General features: G+C 61.0%; 12 protein-coding genes and 1 pseudogene. 7 read left to right on the plus strand and 6 right to left on the minus strand.

Annotated features, from left to right (window positions below):
- Positions 1-157: 157 nt before the first annotated feature.
- Positions 158-1,201: a hypothetical protein gene (locus AC56QX_RS22060; RefSeq protein ID WP_497110605.1), complete on the plus strand. Its 1,044-nt coding sequence runs from the start codon at positions 158-160 to the stop codon at positions 1,199-1,201.
- A 338-nt stretch (positions 1,202-1,539) separates the two neighbouring features.
- Here the strand turns inward: AC56QX_RS22060 and AC56QX_RS22065 are convergent, their stop codons facing one another.
- Positions 1,540-2,325, minus strand: a complete 786-nt coding sequence (locus AC56QX_RS22065) for a hypothetical protein (protein WP_497110606.1) — start codon at positions 2,323-2,325, stop codon at positions 1,540-1,542.
- A 98-nt stretch (positions 2,326-2,423) separates the two neighbouring features.
- Here AC56QX_RS22065 and AC56QX_RS22070 point away from each other — a divergent pair.
- The 4 genes and pseudogenes from AC56QX_RS22070 to AC56QX_RS22085 all read left to right on the plus strand — a co-directional run.
- Positions 2,424-2,969: pseudogene (locus AC56QX_RS22070) on the plus strand (DNA-3-methyladenine glycosylase I); the annotation flags it as partial.
- Positions 2,970-3,058: 89 nt separating this feature from the next.
- Complete coding sequence (locus AC56QX_RS22075; protein WP_497110607.1) at positions 3,059-4,735, plus strand: NAD+ synthase; 1,677 nt, start codon at positions 3,059-3,061, stop codon at positions 4,733-4,735.
- Positions 4,736-5,114: 379 nt separating this feature from the next.
- Positions 5,115-6,920 (plus strand): ABC transporter ATP-binding protein, encoded by a 1,806-nt coding sequence (locus tag AC56QX_RS22080; protein ID WP_497110608.1) that lies wholly within the window; start codon positions 5,115-5,117, stop codon positions 6,918-6,920.
- 379 nt (positions 6,921-7,299) lie between these two features.
- Entirely contained in the window at positions 7,300-8,481 is a 1,182-nt protein-coding gene (locus AC56QX_RS22085) for a hypothetical protein (protein WP_497110609.1), read from the plus strand.
- Between the two features lie 203 nt (positions 8,482-8,684).
- Here AC56QX_RS22085 and AC56QX_RS22090 read toward each other — a convergent pair.
- Positions 8,685-9,444 (minus strand): IS5 family transposase gene (locus AC56QX_RS22090; protein ID WP_497109867.1). Its coding sequence is split into 2 segments (ribosomal slippage): positions 8,685-9,117 and positions 9,116-9,444, totalling 762 coding nucleotides; the frame shifts between segments, so codons are not numbered across the junction.
- Positions 9,445-9,616: 172 nt separating this feature from the next.
- On the opposite strand from AC56QX_RS22090, the gene AC56QX_RS22095 reads away from it, so the two are divergent.
- A complete protein-coding gene (locus tag AC56QX_RS22095; RefSeq protein WP_497110610.1) occupies positions 9,617-10,990 on the plus strand; it encodes a glutamate--tRNA ligase in 1,374 nt (457 codons plus the stop codon).
- Here AC56QX_RS22095 and AC56QX_RS22100 read toward each other — a convergent pair.
- From AC56QX_RS22100 to AC56QX_RS22115, 4 genes are all read right to left on the minus strand, one after another.
- Positions 10,908-12,113 (minus strand): DUF2865 domain-containing protein, encoded by a 1,206-nt coding sequence (locus tag AC56QX_RS22100; RefSeq protein ID WP_497110611.1) that lies wholly within the window; start codon positions 12,111-12,113, stop codon positions 10,908-10,910. The two genes, AC56QX_RS22095 and AC56QX_RS22100, sit on opposite strands and share 83 nt — an antisense overlap.
- A gap of 73 nt (positions 12,114-12,186) precedes the next feature.
- On the minus strand, positions 12,187-12,867 hold the full coding sequence (locus tag AC56QX_RS22105; protein WP_497110612.1) for an outer membrane protein: 681 nt from the start codon (positions 12,865-12,867) through the stop codon (positions 12,187-12,189).
- Between the two features lie 192 nt (positions 12,868-13,059).
- Complete coding sequence (locus tag AC56QX_RS22110) at positions 13,060-15,384, minus strand: NADP-dependent malic enzyme (RefSeq protein WP_497110613.1); 2,325 nt, start codon at positions 15,382-15,384, stop codon at positions 13,060-13,062.
- A 176-nt stretch (positions 15,385-15,560) separates the two neighbouring features.
- Positions 15,561-16,340, minus strand: a complete 780-nt coding sequence (locus tag AC56QX_RS22115) for an SDR family oxidoreductase (protein ID WP_497110615.1) — start codon at positions 16,338-16,340, stop codon at positions 15,561-15,563.
- 119 nt (positions 16,341-16,459) lie between these two features.
- Between AC56QX_RS22115 and AC56QX_RS22120 the strand changes: the two genes are divergently transcribed.
- Positions 16,460-17,275 carry a UDP-2,3-diacylglucosamine diphosphatase gene (locus AC56QX_RS22120; protein ID WP_497110616.1) on the plus strand — a complete coding sequence of 272 codons (816 nt, stop codon included), beginning with the start codon at positions 16,460-16,462 and terminating at the stop codon, positions 17,273-17,275.
- The last annotated feature ends 38 nt before the right edge of the window (positions 17,276-17,313 follow it).

Raw genomic sequence — 17,313 nt, forward strand, 5'->3', positions numbered from 1 at the left:
CGGTGGTTCGGGAAACGGCCCTGCTTACGTTCGAGGTCCAGTGCGAGTCATTGGCACCGATATTTACGATCTGGACCGGGATGGTGATGGCATCGGCTGCGAGCAGTAGCCGCTTCCATCGTCACTTTTTCAGGACAAGCTGAGCGGAAGGCACGAAATGTTCGCTGAACAGACAGTATTTGTGGTCGGGGCAGGCGCAAGCGTTGAAGCCGGTTTGCCGACTGGCGAAGGTTTGATCCCGAAGATCACGGAATATCTTGGTCATCTGCGGGGTGAGGCAGGCGAAGATATTCGCTTTGCACCCATGTTGGACGAATCGAAGGGTGATCGAAGGTTCAACACAACGATGATGGAAGCCGCCGCTAAACGGATTACGAAAGGGCTGCACGGTTCTTTTTCTATCGACAATTTCATAGACGAGAATAGGGGCGACAAGTTCATAGAAACAGTTGGAAAGCTGGCCATTGCCAAAACAATTTTGGCGGAAGAGGCCACCAGCAAAATGCACGAGGAAAACATCAACGGTGAGCCGGAGTTGGCATCGTTGAGAGGAACTTGGTATTCTAAACTGTCTAGCTTAATTTTTGAAGGTTGTACCAAAGAAGAACTAGCAGAGCGGCTAAGTCGCATCACGTTTGTGATATTCAACTATGACCGATGCTTGGAGCACTATCTGTTTTGGATGATAAGATTTACTTACGGAGTGACTCAGCAGGATGCTGCCGCTTTTATAGGAAAGCTGACCATCTATCATCCATATGGGTCTGTTGGACTACTCCCATGGCAGGACTATCAAGCACCAGTCCATTTCGGCAACCCACGCAACTGGGAAGCCAACGTATGGACTGTCGCAGCCAGAATCAAAACCTTTACCGAAGGGGTCGGCAGCAACGAGAATGCTGCCATTCGGCGGGCGGTGTTTGATGCCAATATGGTTATCTTTTTGGGGTTCGGCTACCATCACCTGAATATGTCCTTGCTGACATTCACGGGGAGCCCGCCGCCAATGTTTCAAGCTGGCTCCAAGCGGTATTTTGGAACTGTGTTGGGACGTTCAAAAAGTGACCAAGAGGTTATACGAGCGAAGATCGAATCACTTTGCAGGGTCGCCGGGCGAAGTCATATAGAGTTGGCGTCCGTAAAGTGTGCCCCCCTTTTCGATGAATTTTACAGCACGTTTGCGTCGGAACGGTACGTTTAAGCGTCTTGATCACCGTGTGATTTCGAGATACCTGCTGTTGGCGTAAACGGAAGTCATCGCCAGATAGTGGATGAGCAGGAAGCGGACCTAATTCGACTCCTTGCGTCCCAGCAAAATAGCTAGCTAATCCACACATTTCAGAACCACCGGTAGCACCGGGTTCCTTTTATCGCCCGCCAGCCGCCGCATTTGCGCAATACAGAGCGGCTTTACCGTCCTTGTTTTCGAGTGAGCGAAGACACGTATGGAAAGGGCTGAAATAGATGTACATGGCCATCGCAACCAAAATGGCAGCGGCAACGATCAAAGCCGCCTTGATTTGAGCGCTCATACTGGGCCTACGGAGAAAGTTGGACATACCGGCAATTGACGTAAAATTTGCCGGTCTGCCATATGAATTTGTGTTCCCGCTGGTCTACCGTGGTGCAGCTAGCGCCTAGCATCGTTTTCCCGGTCTGGTTTGTGACCAGCGTCTTGGCGGTATAATTCCAGAAATTGTAATCACCCTTCGTATCTGTCGCCTTCGATAGCTCGGCATAGTCGATGGTTCCGCAAGGGTCAGAGTTTTGAACCGTCGATTGCCACTTATCGGTTGAGAAGTTCAACCTAAAGGTTTTGTCGAATGTCCAGTTTGTGATCGAGCATGTCGAACCCTCCACGTTTTCGGAAGCTCTGGCGACCGCTTCGGCGCTTGCATGATCACGTTTGGCGCACAGGGTTACGAACGCTCTCATGACTGCTAGCGTGTCTGTTTTTGATTGCGGCGGTTCCTTACCCCATTTCTCTTTGAACGCCTCCGGATCGCCTTCCGGTGGCGGCTTGCCAGATTCCATGGCATCGACAAGCGCAGCGAATTTCGGGCAATCTTCAAATTCCTTATCGGAAGCTTTGAGCAAGTCGCCAGCGGCTTTGGAAATGCGTTCTTCCGCTCTTGCTTCGTCCTGTTTGGAAACCGTCATCTGCCTGAAATGGCACGTCATGTCACTGCCAACGGGAACATCACAATCAGCGGTCATGGCTGTCTTTTCGTCGGCATTCAGAACGTAAACTGTTCCCGGTGGCTTATCGTCTGCGAACGCTAGCGAAGGCAGGAATGCCAAGGTGAAAGAGACGAACTTGCGCATTTCCAATTGTCTCCCACCACACCGTCAGAATTTCATACTGTACAGCATTCCAAAACCATCGAAACCCAAGGAACCGTTGATGTTCAATTGACTGTTGACGGGTCATCGAACAGAAATGGCCCGGGTTCGAGGAAGCGTTTCTGCGCTTCGAGCCGAAGCGGCTGTTGTTCCAGCCTGACGATTTCTGGCACGATCTGGCTTCCGACCAGCGCATCGTGCGCAACCCGCAGAAAATCAAATCCGTGCGCGACAACGCTGCTTTCGTCGAACGCGTGTCCAAGGAGCATGGCGGCTTCGGCGAATTCCTCGCCAACTGGCCAGCCGACGACCAGGTCGGGCTCATGGCCTATCTCGGCAAGCATGGCAGTCGGCTGGGCGGCAACACCGGCCAGTATTTCCTGCGCTGGCTGGGCTGGGACGCCTTCGTGATTTCGGCGGATATGGCCGCAGCCCTTCGCGATGCAGGCCTCGACATCGCCGAAAGCCCGACCTCGAAGAAGGACCTCGACAAGATCCAGACCCAGATCAATCAATGGGTGGCGGACACCAGGCTGCCACGCCGGCACATTTCGCGCATCCTGGCGATGTCGATCGGCGAGAACCATTCGCCGCAATCGTTGCGCGAGTATATGGGCGACGACTGATAGTCGACCATACTCACGGATAACATCGTCCGAATTGGTCCAAGCGAACGCCATTGCCGGGCGAATTTTGCCGCGCTAAACCGGTAGGCATGACCAAGAAGCTCGACATCCTGCGCATCGCAATCGCCCAGCTCAACCCGACCGTCGGCGACGTCGCCGGCAATCTCGCCAAAGCCCGCGAGGCGAGGGCGGATGCCGCGCGCCAGGGCGCAGATCTGGTGCTTTACACCGAGCTTTTCCTTGCCGGTTATCCGCCGGAGGATCTGGTGCTGAAGCCGGCCTTCCTGAAAGCCTGCGAAAAGGCGGCGCAGGACTTTGCCGCGGATACATCAGACGGCGGCCCTGGCGTCATCATCGGCACGCCGTTGAAGCGCAAAAGCGGTACACACAATTCCATCATTTTCGCCGATGGCGGCAAGATCATCGCCGAGCGCTACAAACTCGACCTGCCGAACTATGGCGAGTTCGACGAAAAGCGTGTCTTCCAGGCCGGGCCCGAGATCCAGGGCCCCGTCAATTTTCGCGGCGTGCGCATCGGAATTCCGATTTGCGAGGACATCTGGGGCGATGTCGGCATTTGCGAATCGCTGGCCGAAACCGGCGCCGAAATCCTGCTGGTGCCGAACGGCTCGCCCTATTATCGCGCCAAGATAGATGTCCGCCACCAGGTCGTCATCAAGCAGGTCATCGAATGCGGCCTGCCGATGATCTACGCCAATCAGCTTGGCGGTCAGGACGAGCTGATCTTCGACGGCGCGTCTTTCGCCATCGGTGCTGACAAGACATTGGCTTTCCAGATGAGCCAGTTCGAGGACGCGGTCGACGTCACCATATGGAAACGCTCGGAGGACGGCTGGGTCTGCTCGGAAGGGCCGATGTCGAAAATCCCGGAGCGGGAGGAGGCCGACTATCGCGCCTGCATGCTGGGCTTGCGCGACTACGTCAACAAGAATGGCTTCAAGAACGTCGTGCTCGGCCTGTCCGGCGGTATCGATTCGGCGATCTGTGCTGCCCTTGCCGTCGACGCGCTCGGCGAAGAGCGGCTGCGCGCTGTCATGATGCCCTATCGCTACACCTCGAAGGATTCGCTGAAGGATGCCGAGGATTGCGCCCGCGCGCTCGGCTGCCGATATGACATCGTGCCGATCTTCGAGCCCGTCGAAGGCTTCCTGCACGCGCTGACGCAGCTTTTCGAGGGCACCAAGGAAGGCATCACCGAGGAAAATTTGCAGAGCCGCGCGCGCGGCACCATCCTGATGGCGATCTCCAACAAGTTCGGCTCGATGGTGGTCACAACAGGCAACAAGAGCGAGATGTCGGTCGGCTATGCCACGCTCTATGGTGACATGAATGGCGGCTTCAATCCGATCAAGGATCTCTACAAGATGCAGGTCTATGCGCTGTCGCGCTGGCGCAACAGCCATGTGCCGCCGGGCGCGCTCGGGCCTTCGGGCGAGGTCATCCCGAAGAACATCATCGACAAGGCGCCGTCGGCCGAATTGCGGGAGAACCAGACCGACCAGGATTCGCTGCCGCCCTATCCGGTGCTGGACGACATCCTCGAATGCCTGGTCGAAAACGAGATGGGCGTCGACGACATCGTCGCACGCGGCCATGACCGGGCCACGGTGACGCGCATCGAGCATCTGCTCTACATCGCCGAATACAAGCGCCGGCAGGCGGCGCCGGGTGTGAAGATCACCCGGAAGAACTTTGGCCGCGACCGCCGCTATCCAATCACCAACCGTTTCAGGGATCGCGGGTAAAGCGCAGGTCGCCCTTTGTTGCAAAATAACATCAGTGCTTGGACCAGATAGGCTTTTGGGCGGGCCCTGATCTTGGCGACGCATCAGGCCGTCTCTATAAGGACCGTTCCGCGATTCATTTGCGGGAGGTCCGAATGGCAGTATTTGAAATGGTAATGCGAGGCCGCGAAGCTTAGGTCTTTACCGGCGCTCCGCGGAGGTCGATCCTTCGCATCGGAGCCGGTTTGAGCACAGGCTTATGCCGATGCCGGTCGCCGCCCGACTACGGGCGTGACACCAAAATATGCCACTCCGCTTCTGGGCAGCCGTTCGCCCCTCGCGCGGCTTCTTCAATTTTCGACCTTACTGGGATCGGGCTCGTTTGCGCCCGAATGACATCATGGCTCGTTTCAAGATCGATTTGCGCGCAGGCGCCTTTCGCAGCGTTCTTGGTTTCACGCTCACCCATTGGCGGCGCCAGCCCTGGCGGCTTTCGCTGATCATGGGTGGTTTCCTGCTGTCGACGCTGGCCGACGTTTTGACACCGCTCTATTCCGGCCGGCTGGTCGATGCCGTCGCCAGCAGCGCCGGCGCCGACGCCATTGCCTGGAATGCCGCGGAGACGGCGTTCTTCATCCTTATCGCCCTGGCCCTGACCGGCGTCGTGCTGCGCAATCTGGCGTTCATGGGCATTGTCGAGCTGACGCTGAAGATGATGGCCGACATCGCCGCCGATGCCTTCCATCGCGTCCAGCGCTTTTCCACCGACTGGCATGCCAACTCGTTTGCCGGCTCGACCGTGCGCAAGGTGACGCGCGGCATGTGGGCGCTCGACCTGCTCAACGACACCATCCTGATCGCGCTTTTGCCGTCCGTTGTCATGCTCGTCGGCTCGACCCTGCTGCTTGGCTGGTTCTGGCCGCTGATGGGGGTGGTCGTTGCCGCCGGTTCGGTGCTGTTCATCATGGTGACGGCGATGCTGTCGCTTGGCTATGTCGCGCCGGCGGCAAGGCTCGCCAACACCTGGGACACGCGCCTCGGCGGTTCGCTTGCCGATGCGGTGAGCTGCAACGCCGTGGTCAAGGGCTTTGGCGCCGAGGAGCGCGAGGAGGGCCGCCTTGCCAGGGTGGTCGCCAAATGGCGTGCGCGCACGCGGCGCACCTGGGTGCGCGGCACCATCAACGGCACCACGCAAGGGGCGCTGCTGCTGGTCATGCGCGCCGCGGTCATCGGCCTGGCGCTGATGCTGTGGTCGTGGGGCCAGGCGAGCGCCGGCGACGTCGCCTTCGTCTTGACCTCGTTCTTCGTGCTGCAGGGCTATCTCAGGGATATCGGCACGCATATCCGCAATTTGCAGCGTTCGATCAACGACATGGAGGAACTGGTCGATTTCCAGTCCGAACCGCTCGGCATCGAGGATCGGCCCGGCGCCAAGCCGATCCGGATCACGCAAGGGGCCATCAGCTTCGACACCGTCACCTTCCATTACGGCAATCACCGTTCTCCGCTCTATCGCGAGTTTTCGGTCGATATCGCGCCGGGTGAACGTGTGGGGCTCGTCGGTCACTCCGGCTCGGGCAAGACGACTTTCGTCAAGCTCATCCAGCGGCTCTATGACGTGAATGCGGGCAAGATCCTGATCGACGGCCAGGATATCTCGCAGGTCGCGCAAGCGTCGCTGCGCGGGCAGATCGCCATCGTCCAGCAAGAGCCGATCCTGTTCCACCGGTCACTGGCCGAGAACATCGCCTATGCCAGGCCGAGTGCGACGCAGGAGGAGATCGAACATGCCGCGAAGCTGGCAAGCGCGCATGATTTCATCACCGGCCTGCCGAAGGGCTACGGCACGCTGGTCGGCGAGCGCGGCGTCAAACTGTCGGGCGGCGAGCGTCAGCGCGTGGCGATCGCGCGCGCTTTCCTGGCCGATGCGCGCATCCTGATCCTGGACGAGGCGACATCGAGCCTCGATTCGGAATCGGAGGTGCTGATCCAGCAGGCGATGGAACGGCTCATGGTCGGCCGCACCACCCTGGTCATCGCACACCGGCTGTCGACGGTGCGGGCGCTCGACAGGCTGTTGGTCTTCGACCGCGGCAAGATCGTCGAGGAGGGCTCGCATGAGGAGCTGATCCGGCTGAAGGGCGGCATTTACCGCCGCCTGTTCGAGCGCCAGGCGCTCGAGCTGACCAAGGGGCTGGTCATCTGACCTCAAGTGGCCTCCGGCTTTGGCCGGAGGCCACCTCTGGCGGGCGCGCCATCAGCCGGTCGGGCGGAGGGTGGCGCAGGGCACGCAATCGCAGGCGGAGCCGAACCGCCGCGAGCGCATCGGCGGGCGTGAGATGTCCGACGTCGCTTTCACTCAGCGTATGCCGGCCGCACAAATCCGTGATGCGGGTATCCAATTCTTTTCCATATGCTGAGTTTTGAGATGTTTTGTTTAAGATGCCGATCGAGATACGTTGTTTCAACCATTGATTGATATACGTTTTCTCTAAGCAACCCAGAGACGGTCGACGCATATGCTGGGATCCGATTGATCAGCGCAGGATTTCGCCCTGCGGCAGACGACCTCCATAGGTTTCACGATGCATCCTGTTTCCGAAAATGCCGGTGTGGAAAAGGTGGCCGCGCCGGCGGTGCTGGATTCTCACCATGGCTCGGTTCGGCCGTTTGCTGCCGAGGATCTCGAGCGCGTTGCCGCACTCTTCCTGACGAAGTTTCGCCAGCGGCGGCGTCACCTCCGCGATCGCGCGATCGAAGAGACGGCCGAGTATATGAGAAGGATCTATCTTGATCCTGCCGGCCAGCCCGGCGCGAGCAACGCTCTTGTCCAGATCAACCCGCAGGGCGATCTGGGCGGCTTCCTCGGTGTCCTGAAAGCCCGCTACGAGCTCAACGGAACGGTATTGAACGCGGCGATCATCGGTCCGCTCATGGCCGACACCGGCACCGATCACGGCTCGGCTGGACCGCAATTGCTGCGCGCCGTGCATCAAGGCGAATTCGATCTGCACCTGACCGATTCGGCCAACCGGGTCTCTCTGGCCTTCGCGCGCCCGATGAAATACCAGCTCTTGCCGGCGCACTGTCTGGGATGGACCCGTGTTTTCCGCCCGGCCGCGGTGGCCTCCGCCGTGATGCGCGGCAAATGGCCGGGCCTGTCCCGTTTCGTATTCGATCCGTGCGCCAAGGTATTCGATCCCTTCACGAGAAAAAGGTTCGAGCCGCCCGTCCAGCATTCCTCGTCACACCGGGTCCATAGAGAGTCGATGGGCGCCGCGCAATTTGCGGAGCGGTTGCCGACGCTTGCGTCCGATTTCTCGCTTCGGCCGCGTTGGCAGGATGACGAGCTGCCACGGCTGCTTGCCCTGGCGGCCGAGAAGCGGGCCGACGGCCCCCTTCATTTCAGTGGAACCTACGACGAAGCTGGTAAAATGGTCGGTTGCTACGCTTTCTACGGTCAAGCTGGTGGCGTCGCGAACCTGTTGCAAATCCAGGCCTCCGGATCTCACTGGGGCGCAACGTTGGATAGCCTGATGGCGGACGCGTGGACTATGGGCTGCGCAGCCATCATCGGGCAGACGCAGACCAGGTTCATGCCGCAACTCTTCAGCTACAAGAATGTGTTCTTCCGCTATGTCGGGGGGACGATGGTGCGCTCGCGCATTCCGGAGGTAACGCAAGCGGTCCGCGCCGGCGACATCTTCATCGGTGGGTTGATGGGCGACCGCTGGACCCGCCTCAGTTCCGACGACTTCGGCCGCTGATCGCCTTCAACAACCTGATCTGATCGGACAAGGGCCATGCGCCTCGCTTGGCCCTTTAGACCGGTTCGCCGTTTCACGGAAACGGCGAACCGCTATAACTCTTTATTCTAACGCAATTGCCAAGAGAAAGCGCTACGCTCTTTTCCCGGGAAAACCGTTCCACACTTTTCCTGGAATTGCTCTAGGCTGTAGTGACAATTTAATCATTTGAGCCAGAGCATGATGGCTGCGAGCTTGACGAAGCCGAGGAAGTTGGCGGCGATTTTGTCGTAGCGCGTTGCGATGCGCCGCCACTGCTTGAGCTTTGCAAAGAAGGCCTCGATGCCCCAGCGGTTTTTGTAGGCGATCTTGTCATAGCTGTGTTGGTATCTGCGATGGCGCCGCGGCGGGATGACCGGTTCACCGCCTTGGTCGAGGATCACATCATGCAGTCGATCGGCATCATAAGCGCGGTCGGCGATCACTTGGCCTGCTGCAATCCCCTCGATCAGACCGCAGGCCGCTGCCATGTCGTTTTGCTGGCCGGGGCCGATCTCGAAGCGGACCGGTAGGCCGAGCGCATCTACGACGGCATGGAGCTTGGTGCCGAACCCACCACGCGAGCGGCCGAGAGCCTGGGCTTCAGATCCCCCTTTTACGCCGGGCTCCAGCAGCCTGGGCCTGAGCGCGGATAACGGTCGCGTCGATCATCAGCCATTCCATATCTGGATGCCTGCTGATGGCTTCGAACAGCCGGTCGAACACGCCCGCTTCGATCCAGCGGTAGTAACGTCGCTTTGCCCTCTGATACGGGCCGAACCGCTCCGGCAGGTCGCGCCAGCGCGCGCCTGACCGAGCGATCCATAAAAGCGCATCGAAGAAGCGCCGACCATCGCTACGCGGACCCCGCTTGCCCTTGCGCCCACCCGGCACAAAAGGCTTGATCTGCTCCCACTGATCGTCGCGTAGAACCTCACCTTCCAAAGCCGACCTCCAAAAGTCAGCCTTGAATCTGATTTGCCTCGCGATGGGAATCCCAAGCCGTTAATTTGTCACTACAGCCTAGTCTTTTCATTGCCCGCGTCATGTTCTATGTGTGCCGACCGGCGCGGGGGCGCGTCTTGTCAATCACAAAAGCATCCGGTACGCCCCGCTCATGACAGTTACCGTTCGTTTCGCCCCGTCACCGACCGGCCGCATCCATATCGGCAATGCGCGCACGGCTCTGTTCAACTGGCTGTTTGCGCTCAACAACAAGGGCCGCTTCATCCAGCGCTTCGATGACACCGACATCGCCCGCTCGAAGCAGGAATTCGCCGACGCCATCCTCTACGACCTGCATTGGCTGGGCATTTTTCCCGATGCAACCGAGTATCAGTCGCGGCGCTTCGAGGTCTATGACGCGGCAGTCGAGCGGCTGAAGGCGGCGGGCGTTCTCTATGCCTGTTACGAGACCCCGGAGGAACTCGATCTCCGGCGAAAAGTGCGCCGTACGCGCGGCTTGCCGCCGGTCTATGGCCGCGAGGCCCTGGCGCTGACGCAAGAGCAGGTCGCCGAATACGAGTCCGATGGCCGCCGGCCGCACTGGCGCTTCCTGCTGCCCAATTTCACTGGCGATGTGCAGCAGCCGGAGCGCACCGAGGTCCACTGGACCGATCTGGTGCGGGGCGAGGAAACGGTCGATCTCGCTTCGCTCTCGGATCCGGTGCTGGTGCGCGAGGACGGCACCTATCTCTATACGCTGCCGTCCGTTGTCGACGATATCGAGATGGGCGTCAGCCACGTCATCCGCGGCGACGATCATGTCACCAACACCGGCGTGCAGATCGCCCTGTTCAAGGCGTTGGGTGCCGAGCCGCCGGTCTTCGGCCACCACAACCTTTTGACCACCGTCTCGGGTGAGGGGCTGTCGAAGCGTACCGGCGCGCTCTCCATCGAAAGCCTGCGCGAGGATGGCATCGAGCCTATGGCCGTCGCTTCGCTGGCCGTGCTGGTCGGCACTTCGGAAAATGTTGCTGCCGCGCATGACCTGACTGAACTCGCCGGCCATTTCGACCCCGCCGCGACGTCGAAATCATCGGCCAAGTTCGATCCGGACGAACTGTTCGTGCTCAACCGCGTGCTGCTGCACCATATGCCGTTCGACGAGGCGCGGGACAGGCTAATGGTGCTGGGCGTCTCCGGCGAACAGGCCGAGCCGTTCTGGCTGGCGGTGCGCGGCAATCTCGACCGGCTTGCCGATGCGGTGGGCTGGTGGCGCATCCTGCGCGAGGGGCCGCGGGATAGACCGGAGTTCTCCGACGGTGATCGTGAGTTCCTCGGACAGGCGTTCGATCTGCTGCCTGAAGAGCCATGGAGCGGGACGGTCTGGAAGGACTGGACCGGCAAGATCAGGGAAGCGACCGGGCGCAAGGGCAAGGCGCTGTTCATGCCGCTGAGGCTCGCGCTTACTGGACTGCCTTCGGGGCCGGAGCTTGCAGATTTATTGCCGCTGATGGGTCGGGAAGGAACGTTGGCCCGACGACCCTGACCTTGCGCTGTTCCGGCGGCAGGGCGGACACGGGCGACGTCACCGGCTTGGCCGAAAGCCGCTTGATGGCCTCGCGGTCGAGCCCGCCGTCCCTGTTGGCCAGCGTTTCCGGGTCGGCGCTGGGATCGGGCTTGGAGGCCGGCACGGGAACGAAGGGTGCCGCATCCGTTTCGGGCTGCGACTGCTGCGGGTTTGGCGGATTGCCGCCAATGATCTGGAAGTTCTGTGCGGCGTTGCAGCCGCAAGCCGGCGGCCGCGGCATGTTGGATTGCTTGTAGAGGTAGGCGGTCGGCAATTCGCTGTAAGGCTTGCCGGTGACCGATGACGTCATCGCCGCCGAATCGTCGTCCATGCCGCGCGAATAGAAGACCTGCATCTCGGTGCCGGGGCAGCTCGATTCGCAATTCTTCTGATCTCGCTCGAAGTCGCCGACCGAGGCTGCATTCGACATCGGAAAGAAATAGCCGTCGCAAGTGCGCACGCAGGTGGTGTGGAATTCGCCACCGGCGCTGGGAAAGTCCGGAATGCCGGGCAGGTTCAGGACGCGGCGGACATTGCGTTCCTCACCGGGACCCTCCGGCTGGTCAAGCGTGTCCCTCGGCTGGCTGTCGTTGCCGAAAAGCTGGTCGAACAGATTTGCGTTGCCGTCTTCTTCGCCACGGTCTGCTTCCTGCAACGGTGCGCGGCGTGGCGCAATCGTGTCGTCGCGGCAGCCATTGGCATCGAGCGCGGCCAGGATGCGGCCACGGTCGCGGCGCGAGCCGCCGCCGGCGAGCTGGGCGCGCTTGGCCTGCAGACTATCGAGATTGGCGTTCATGCGGTCGATGGTGGCGTTGAGCCCGGCGCATCGATTGATGTTGCGGGAAAACAGCGAAAACCCGCAACCCGAGTTGCTTGCCTGGTCGCGGGCCTTCGAGATCTGTTCGCGTTGCCGGTCGATCGCGGCATCGTATTTCCGGATCATTGCCGGGCCACCGCCGCCGCCGCGCGAAGCCGCGGCAAGATCGGCCTCCAGCTGACGGCAGACGCGCGAGGCAGCCTGGGACTCGATGATGGTGGCGCCGGACAGCAGGAGGCCAAGCAGCATGGCAGCATGCGCCCGCTTCAACCCTCCGCTTGTCATCCGCCTCAAATCCCGCTTGCCTGTGGGCTCCAAGCTACCCCGTTCGCGGTTAATCGTCTATTTCGGATGGCTGTCAGAACTTGTAGTTCATGCCGATCTTGACCGCGTTGAACGTGTTGTCGAACGTGGTGTTGGAGTTCGGGGCATAGTCGATGGTCTGGTCCCGCAGGTCGACATATTGATATTCGAACTTTGCCGACCAATGGTCCGTGATCGCTTGCTCCAGTCCGGCGCCGATGGTCCAGCCGACCTTGGTGTTCTTCTCGGCGAAACTGTTGAGGGGACCGTCGAGATACTGGTTTTCGACGCTTCCGAACGCCAGGCCACCGGTGCCGTAGATCAGGGTGCGATCGAATGCATAGCCCGCCGTGGCGCGAAGCGTTCCAAACCAGTCCACCTTGGTGTTGTAGACATCACCTCCGCCGACATTGATCTCGTCGGAGTGCCCCTTGATGTCGGCTCCGGAAAAATCGGCCTCGACGCCGAGAACAGTGGAGTTGATCTGGTAGTTGTAGCCGAGCTGAACGCCACCCAGGAAACCATCGGTATCATAGTTCTGCGAACCCCGGATTGTCGGGGTGTTCGGCAAATTGTAAGTCGCATCGGTCCTGCCGAAACCGTAGCCAATCTGCCCGCCGACATAGACGCCAGACCAGTCATAGACGGTTGCGGGCTCGGCACTGATGGCGTCGGCGGCCAGGGCTTGTCCGCCGATCAGCGACAGCAATGCGGATGCAAGCAACAGGCCTTTCACGACGTCCTCGCCGTCACATCAGATGCGCGACCATATCAGGTCGGCTTCCCCCGAGAAATCCGCTTTCGGTCAACGCCGGATTTCCGCAATCGCAAGTTGCTGGCCGGCAACACCTCGGTTTTGGAGCGAGATCATTGCCGGGTGCATGAGGCAAGCTGCCCTGCAGGCCAAGCCGAACCTGCAGGAGCCGGCCTAGTCCAGATTGGCGATCGCCTGCGCCTTGTGCGCTGCCTCGACCACGGCCAGCGCCGTCATGTTGACGACACCGCGCGAGGTGACCGAGGGCGTCAGTATGTGCGCCGGCATGTCGGTGCCGAGCAGGATTGGCCCGACATGCAGTGCATCCATCATGGCGCGCAACGCCGTCAGCGTGATGTTGGCCGAATCGAGGTTCGGGAACACCAGCAAATTGGCTTCGCCCTTCAGCCGCGAATGCGGATAGACGCGCTGCCGCAGATGCTCCGACAGCGCGGAATCGGCATGCATTTCGCCGTCGCACTGCAGCTCCGGCGCGATGCGCGCCAGGATCGCCGCCGCCTGCCGCATCTTCAGCGCGCTTGGTGAATCGCGCGAACCGAAATCCGAATGCGATAGAAGTGCAGCCTTCGGCTCGATGCCGAAGCGCTGGATTTCCTCGGCCGCCAGCACCGTCATCTCGGCGATCTCCTCGGCTGTCGGATCGACGGAGACGTGCGTGTCGGTGAGGAAGATGATGCCGCGCTGCGAAATCAGCATGGAGAGCGTCGACAGGTCATGGTCCTTGATGCCCGCGCGAGGGCCAATGATCAGGGTCACATTGCGCAAATGCCGCTCGAAGCGTCCTTCGAGGCCGCAAACCATGGCGTCGGCATCGCCGCGCTTCAGCGCAAGTGCCGCGATCACGGTGTTGTCGGTGCGCACCATCGTGCGCGCGGCCTCGGTCGTCACGCCGCGCCGGCCGGCGAGTTCGATCAGCAGGTCGACATAGTGGCGGTAGCGCGGATCGTCCTCCGGGTTGATCAGGCCGAAGTCGACGCCCGGCTTGATGCGCAGGCCGTAGCGCTTCAGCCTGACCTCGATGACATGCGGACGGCCGATCAGGATTGGCTCGGCGATGCCTTCCTCGAGCACCACCTGGGCGGCGCGCAGCACGCGCTCGTCCTCGCCATCGGCGTAGATGACGCGCTTGGCGCTCGATGCCTTGGCGGACGAGAACACCGGCTTCATCACCAGGCCGGAGCGGAAGACAAAACGGTTGAGCTTGTCGATATAGGCGGCGAAATCAGTGATCGGCCGCGTCGCCACACCGGTGTCGCAGGCTGCCTTGGCAACGGCTGGCGCGATGCGCAGGATCAGCCTGGGATCGAAGGGCGAGGGGATCAGGAATTCGGGTCCGAAGATCGGCGTCTCGCCCGAATAGGCGCGTGCGGCGACGTCCGACGGCTCTTCGCGGGCGAGGGCCGCAATGGCCCGCACGGCCGCCATCTTCATCTCTTCGTTGATGGCACTGGCGCCGCAATCGAGCGCGCCACGGAAGATGTAGGGGAAGCACAGGACATTGTTGACCTGATTGGGAAAATCGGACCGGCCGGTGCAGATCATGGCATCGGGACGCGCCGCGCGCGCCTCTTCCGGCATGATCTCGGGATTGGGGTTGGCCAGTGCCAGGATCAGCGGTTTTGGCGCCATGTGCCGCAGCAGTTCCGGCTTCAGCACGCCCGCTGCCGAAAGGCCGAGGAAGACGTCTGCGCCGGCGATGACATCGGCCAGCGTGCGCGCCTCGGTGTCTTTCACATAAGGGTCCTTCCAGCGATCCATCTCGTCGACACGGCCCTTGTAGGCGACGCCGAAACGGTCGGTGACCCAGATGTTTTCGACGCGTACGCCAAGCGAGACCAAAAGGTTGAGGCAAGCCAAGGCGGCGGCGCCGGCGCCGGAAGTGACGACCTTGATATCCGAAATGGTCTTGCCGGCGAATTCCAGCCCGTTGAGCACGGCGGCGGCGACGATGATGGCGGTGCCATGCTGGTCGTCGTGGAACACCGGTATCTTCATACGCGCCTTGAGCTGTTCCTCGACCTCGAAACACTCAGGCGCCTTGATGTCCTCGAGGTTGATGCCGCCGAAGGTCGGCTCCAGCGCCGAGATCGTCTCGACCATGCGCTCGATCCCGGGCGCATCGATCTCGATGTCGAAGACGTCGATGCCGGCGAACTTCTTGAACAGCACCGCCTTGCCTTCCATGACCGGCTTGGACGCCAGCGGGCCGATATTGCCGAGGCCGAGCACGGCGGAGCCATTGGAGACAACGCCGACCAGGTTTGCGCGCGCCGTATAGTCGGCGGCGGTTGCCGGATTGTCGCGGATTTCGAGGCAAGGGGCGGCCACGCCGGGCGAATAGGCGAGCGCCAGGTCGCGCTGGTTGCCGAGCGGCTTGGTCGCCTGGATCTCGAGCTTTCCCGGCGTCGGGTGCTTGTGGAAGTAGAGGGCGGCTTCGTCGAGGTCCGAACGTGCCGTTTTCTTGTTCTCGCCTTCCATGCGGCTGCTCCCTCGAAACCTGCTTCGAGGGTCCTTTTAGCATGCGGCGAAGGTTTTTCGCGACGCTAATTGACGCGCCGGCAGCTTTAAACGGCGGCGCGTCGAAAATCGCTAGATGTCAGATGCTTACGGCTGTTTCATGCCAGATGAGTCCGGCAATTTCGCCGACCATTCGATCAGAAGGCACTGACGTAGAGACCGCCGTCGACCGGTATGTTCTGCCCGGTCAGATAGCCGGCATGGACCGAGCAGAGGAAGGCACAGATCTGGCCGAATTCCTCCGGCGTACCGAGCCGCTTGGCCGGCACATCGGCACTGATACGGGTCTTGCGCACCGCAGCTGCAGTGGGGTCCTCGACGGTGCCGGCCTCGTGCGGGCCGCGCAGACGGTCGGTGTCGAGCTTGCCCGGCAACAGACTGTTGATGGTGACGTTGCGGTCGATCACCGTTCGCGCCACGCCGGCAAGGAACGAGGTCAGGCCGGCGCGCGCGCCCGACGACAGGTCGAGGCCGGGGATGGGGACGTAGACCGACAGCGAGGTGATGTTGACGATGCGGCCGAAGCCGCGCTTGGCCATGCCATCGATGATGGCCTGCACCAGTTCGATCGGCGTCACCATGTTCTGGGTGACGCCTTCAAGGATCTTGGCACGGTCGAGTTCGCGGAAATCCCGAAGCGGCGGGCCGCCATTGTTGTTGACCAGGATGTCCGGTTCGGGACAGGCGGCGAGCAGCGCCTTCTGCACCTCGGGCTTCGAAACGTCGCCGACGACTTCCGTCACCGTCACGCCATAGCGCTCGCGCAGCTCCGTGGCGGTTTTGGCCACCAGCTCGGCATTGCGGCCGTTGACGACGATATCGCAACCGGCCTCGGCCAGCGCCATTGCGCAGCCTTTTCCAAGACCCTTGCTCGAAGCGCAGACGATGGCCTTCTTTCCGCTGATACCGAGATCCATGACGATTTCTCCTGTGATTTGGCCGGCAAGCTAGTCCTTAGGCTGGACCAATCGCAACCGTCATACGGTTGTTGCATGAATCGGGGCATAGCCTGCGCGAAAGCAAGGGTGAAATCGCGATGTCAGGCCAAGAGCCCCGCACTTTCCGCAGCATGTTCATTTCCGATGTCCATCTCGGCTCGAAGGCGGCGAAGGCCGAGTTCCTGATCGACTTCCTGCGCTACCACGATGCCGACATCATCTATCTGGTCGGTGACATCGTCGATGGCTGGCGGTTGCGGCGGAGCTGGCATTGGCCGCAAAGCCACAATGACGTCGTGCAGAAATTGCTGCGCAAGGCGCGCAAGGGCGCCAACATCACTTACATCGCCGGCAACCATGACGAATTCGCCCGCCAGTTCCAAGGCGTGCATTTCGGCGGCATCGTCGTCGCTGACCGCGCCATCCATGAAACAGCCGACGGCAAGCGCCTGCTCGTCATCCATGGCGACCAGTTCGACACGGTGGTGCACAACGCGCGCTGGCTCGCCTATCTCGGCGACCACGCCTATGACGCCGCGATGATCGTCAACCGCGTGGTGACGCGGCTGCGCCAATTGCTCGGCCTGCCTTACTGGTCGTTCTCGTCCTGGGCCAAGGTCAACGTCAAGAAAGCAGTGAACTTCATCGGCTCGTTCCAGACCATGCTTGCGGAAGAAGCGCGCCGCTCGCATGTCGACGGCATCATCTGCGGCCATATCCACCATGCCGCCATCGAGAATTTCGGCGATGTCCAGTACATCAACACCGGCGACTGGGTGGAAAGCTGCACGGCCGTGGTCGAGCACTTCGATGGCCGGATGGAAATCCTGACCTGGGCGCAAGTCCTGCCGGAAGCGCCCGACGAGCCCTTCATCCCGATGCTCATTGACGATCGGGTCGGGCAGGCGGCCTGACGCCAAGGTCGCGACGACTTTAAGCGTCAATCGATTGG

The sequence above is a fragment of the Mesorhizobium sp. RCAM 06353 genome (genome assembly GCF_059683585.1).

Bases quoted from the DNA above. Each gene is read 5' to 3' on its own strand.
- AC56QX_RS22060 (WP_497110605.1), top strand. From the start codon at position 158: ATGTTCGCTGAACAGACAGTATTTGTGGTCGGGGCAGGCGCAAGCGTT.
- AC56QX_RS22065 (WP_497110606.1), bottom strand. From the start codon at position 2,325: ATGCGCAAGTTCGTCTCTTTCACCTTGGCATTCCTGCCTTCGCTAGCG.
- AC56QX_RS22075 (WP_497110607.1), top strand. From the start codon at position 3,059: ATGACCAAGAAGCTCGACATCCTGCGCATCGCAATCGCCCAGCTCAAC.
- AC56QX_RS22080 (WP_497110608.1), top strand. From the start codon at position 5,115: ATGGCTCGTTTCAAGATCGATTTGCGCGCAGGCGCCTTTCGCAGCGTT.
- AC56QX_RS22085 (WP_497110609.1), top strand. From the start codon at position 7,300: ATGCATCCTGTTTCCGAAAATGCCGGTGTGGAAAAGGTGGCCGCGCCG.
- AC56QX_RS22095 (WP_497110610.1), top strand. From the start codon at position 9,617: ATGACAGTTACCGTTCGTTTCGCCCCGTCACCGACCGGCCGCATCCAT.
- AC56QX_RS22100 (WP_497110611.1), bottom strand. From the start codon at position 12,113: ATGACAAGCGGAGGGTTGAAGCGGGCGCATGCTGCCATGCTGCTTGGC.
- AC56QX_RS22110 (WP_497110613.1), bottom strand. From the start codon at position 15,384: ATGGAAGGCGAGAACAAGAAAACGGCACGTTCGGACCTCGACGAAGCC.
- AC56QX_RS22115 (WP_497110615.1), bottom strand. From the start codon at position 16,340: ATGGATCTCGGTATCAGCGGAAAGAAGGCCATCGTCTGCGCTTCGAGC.
- AC56QX_RS22120 (WP_497110616.1), top strand. From the start codon at position 16,460: ATGTCAGGCCAAGAGCCCCGCACTTTCCGCAGCATGTTCATTTCCGAT.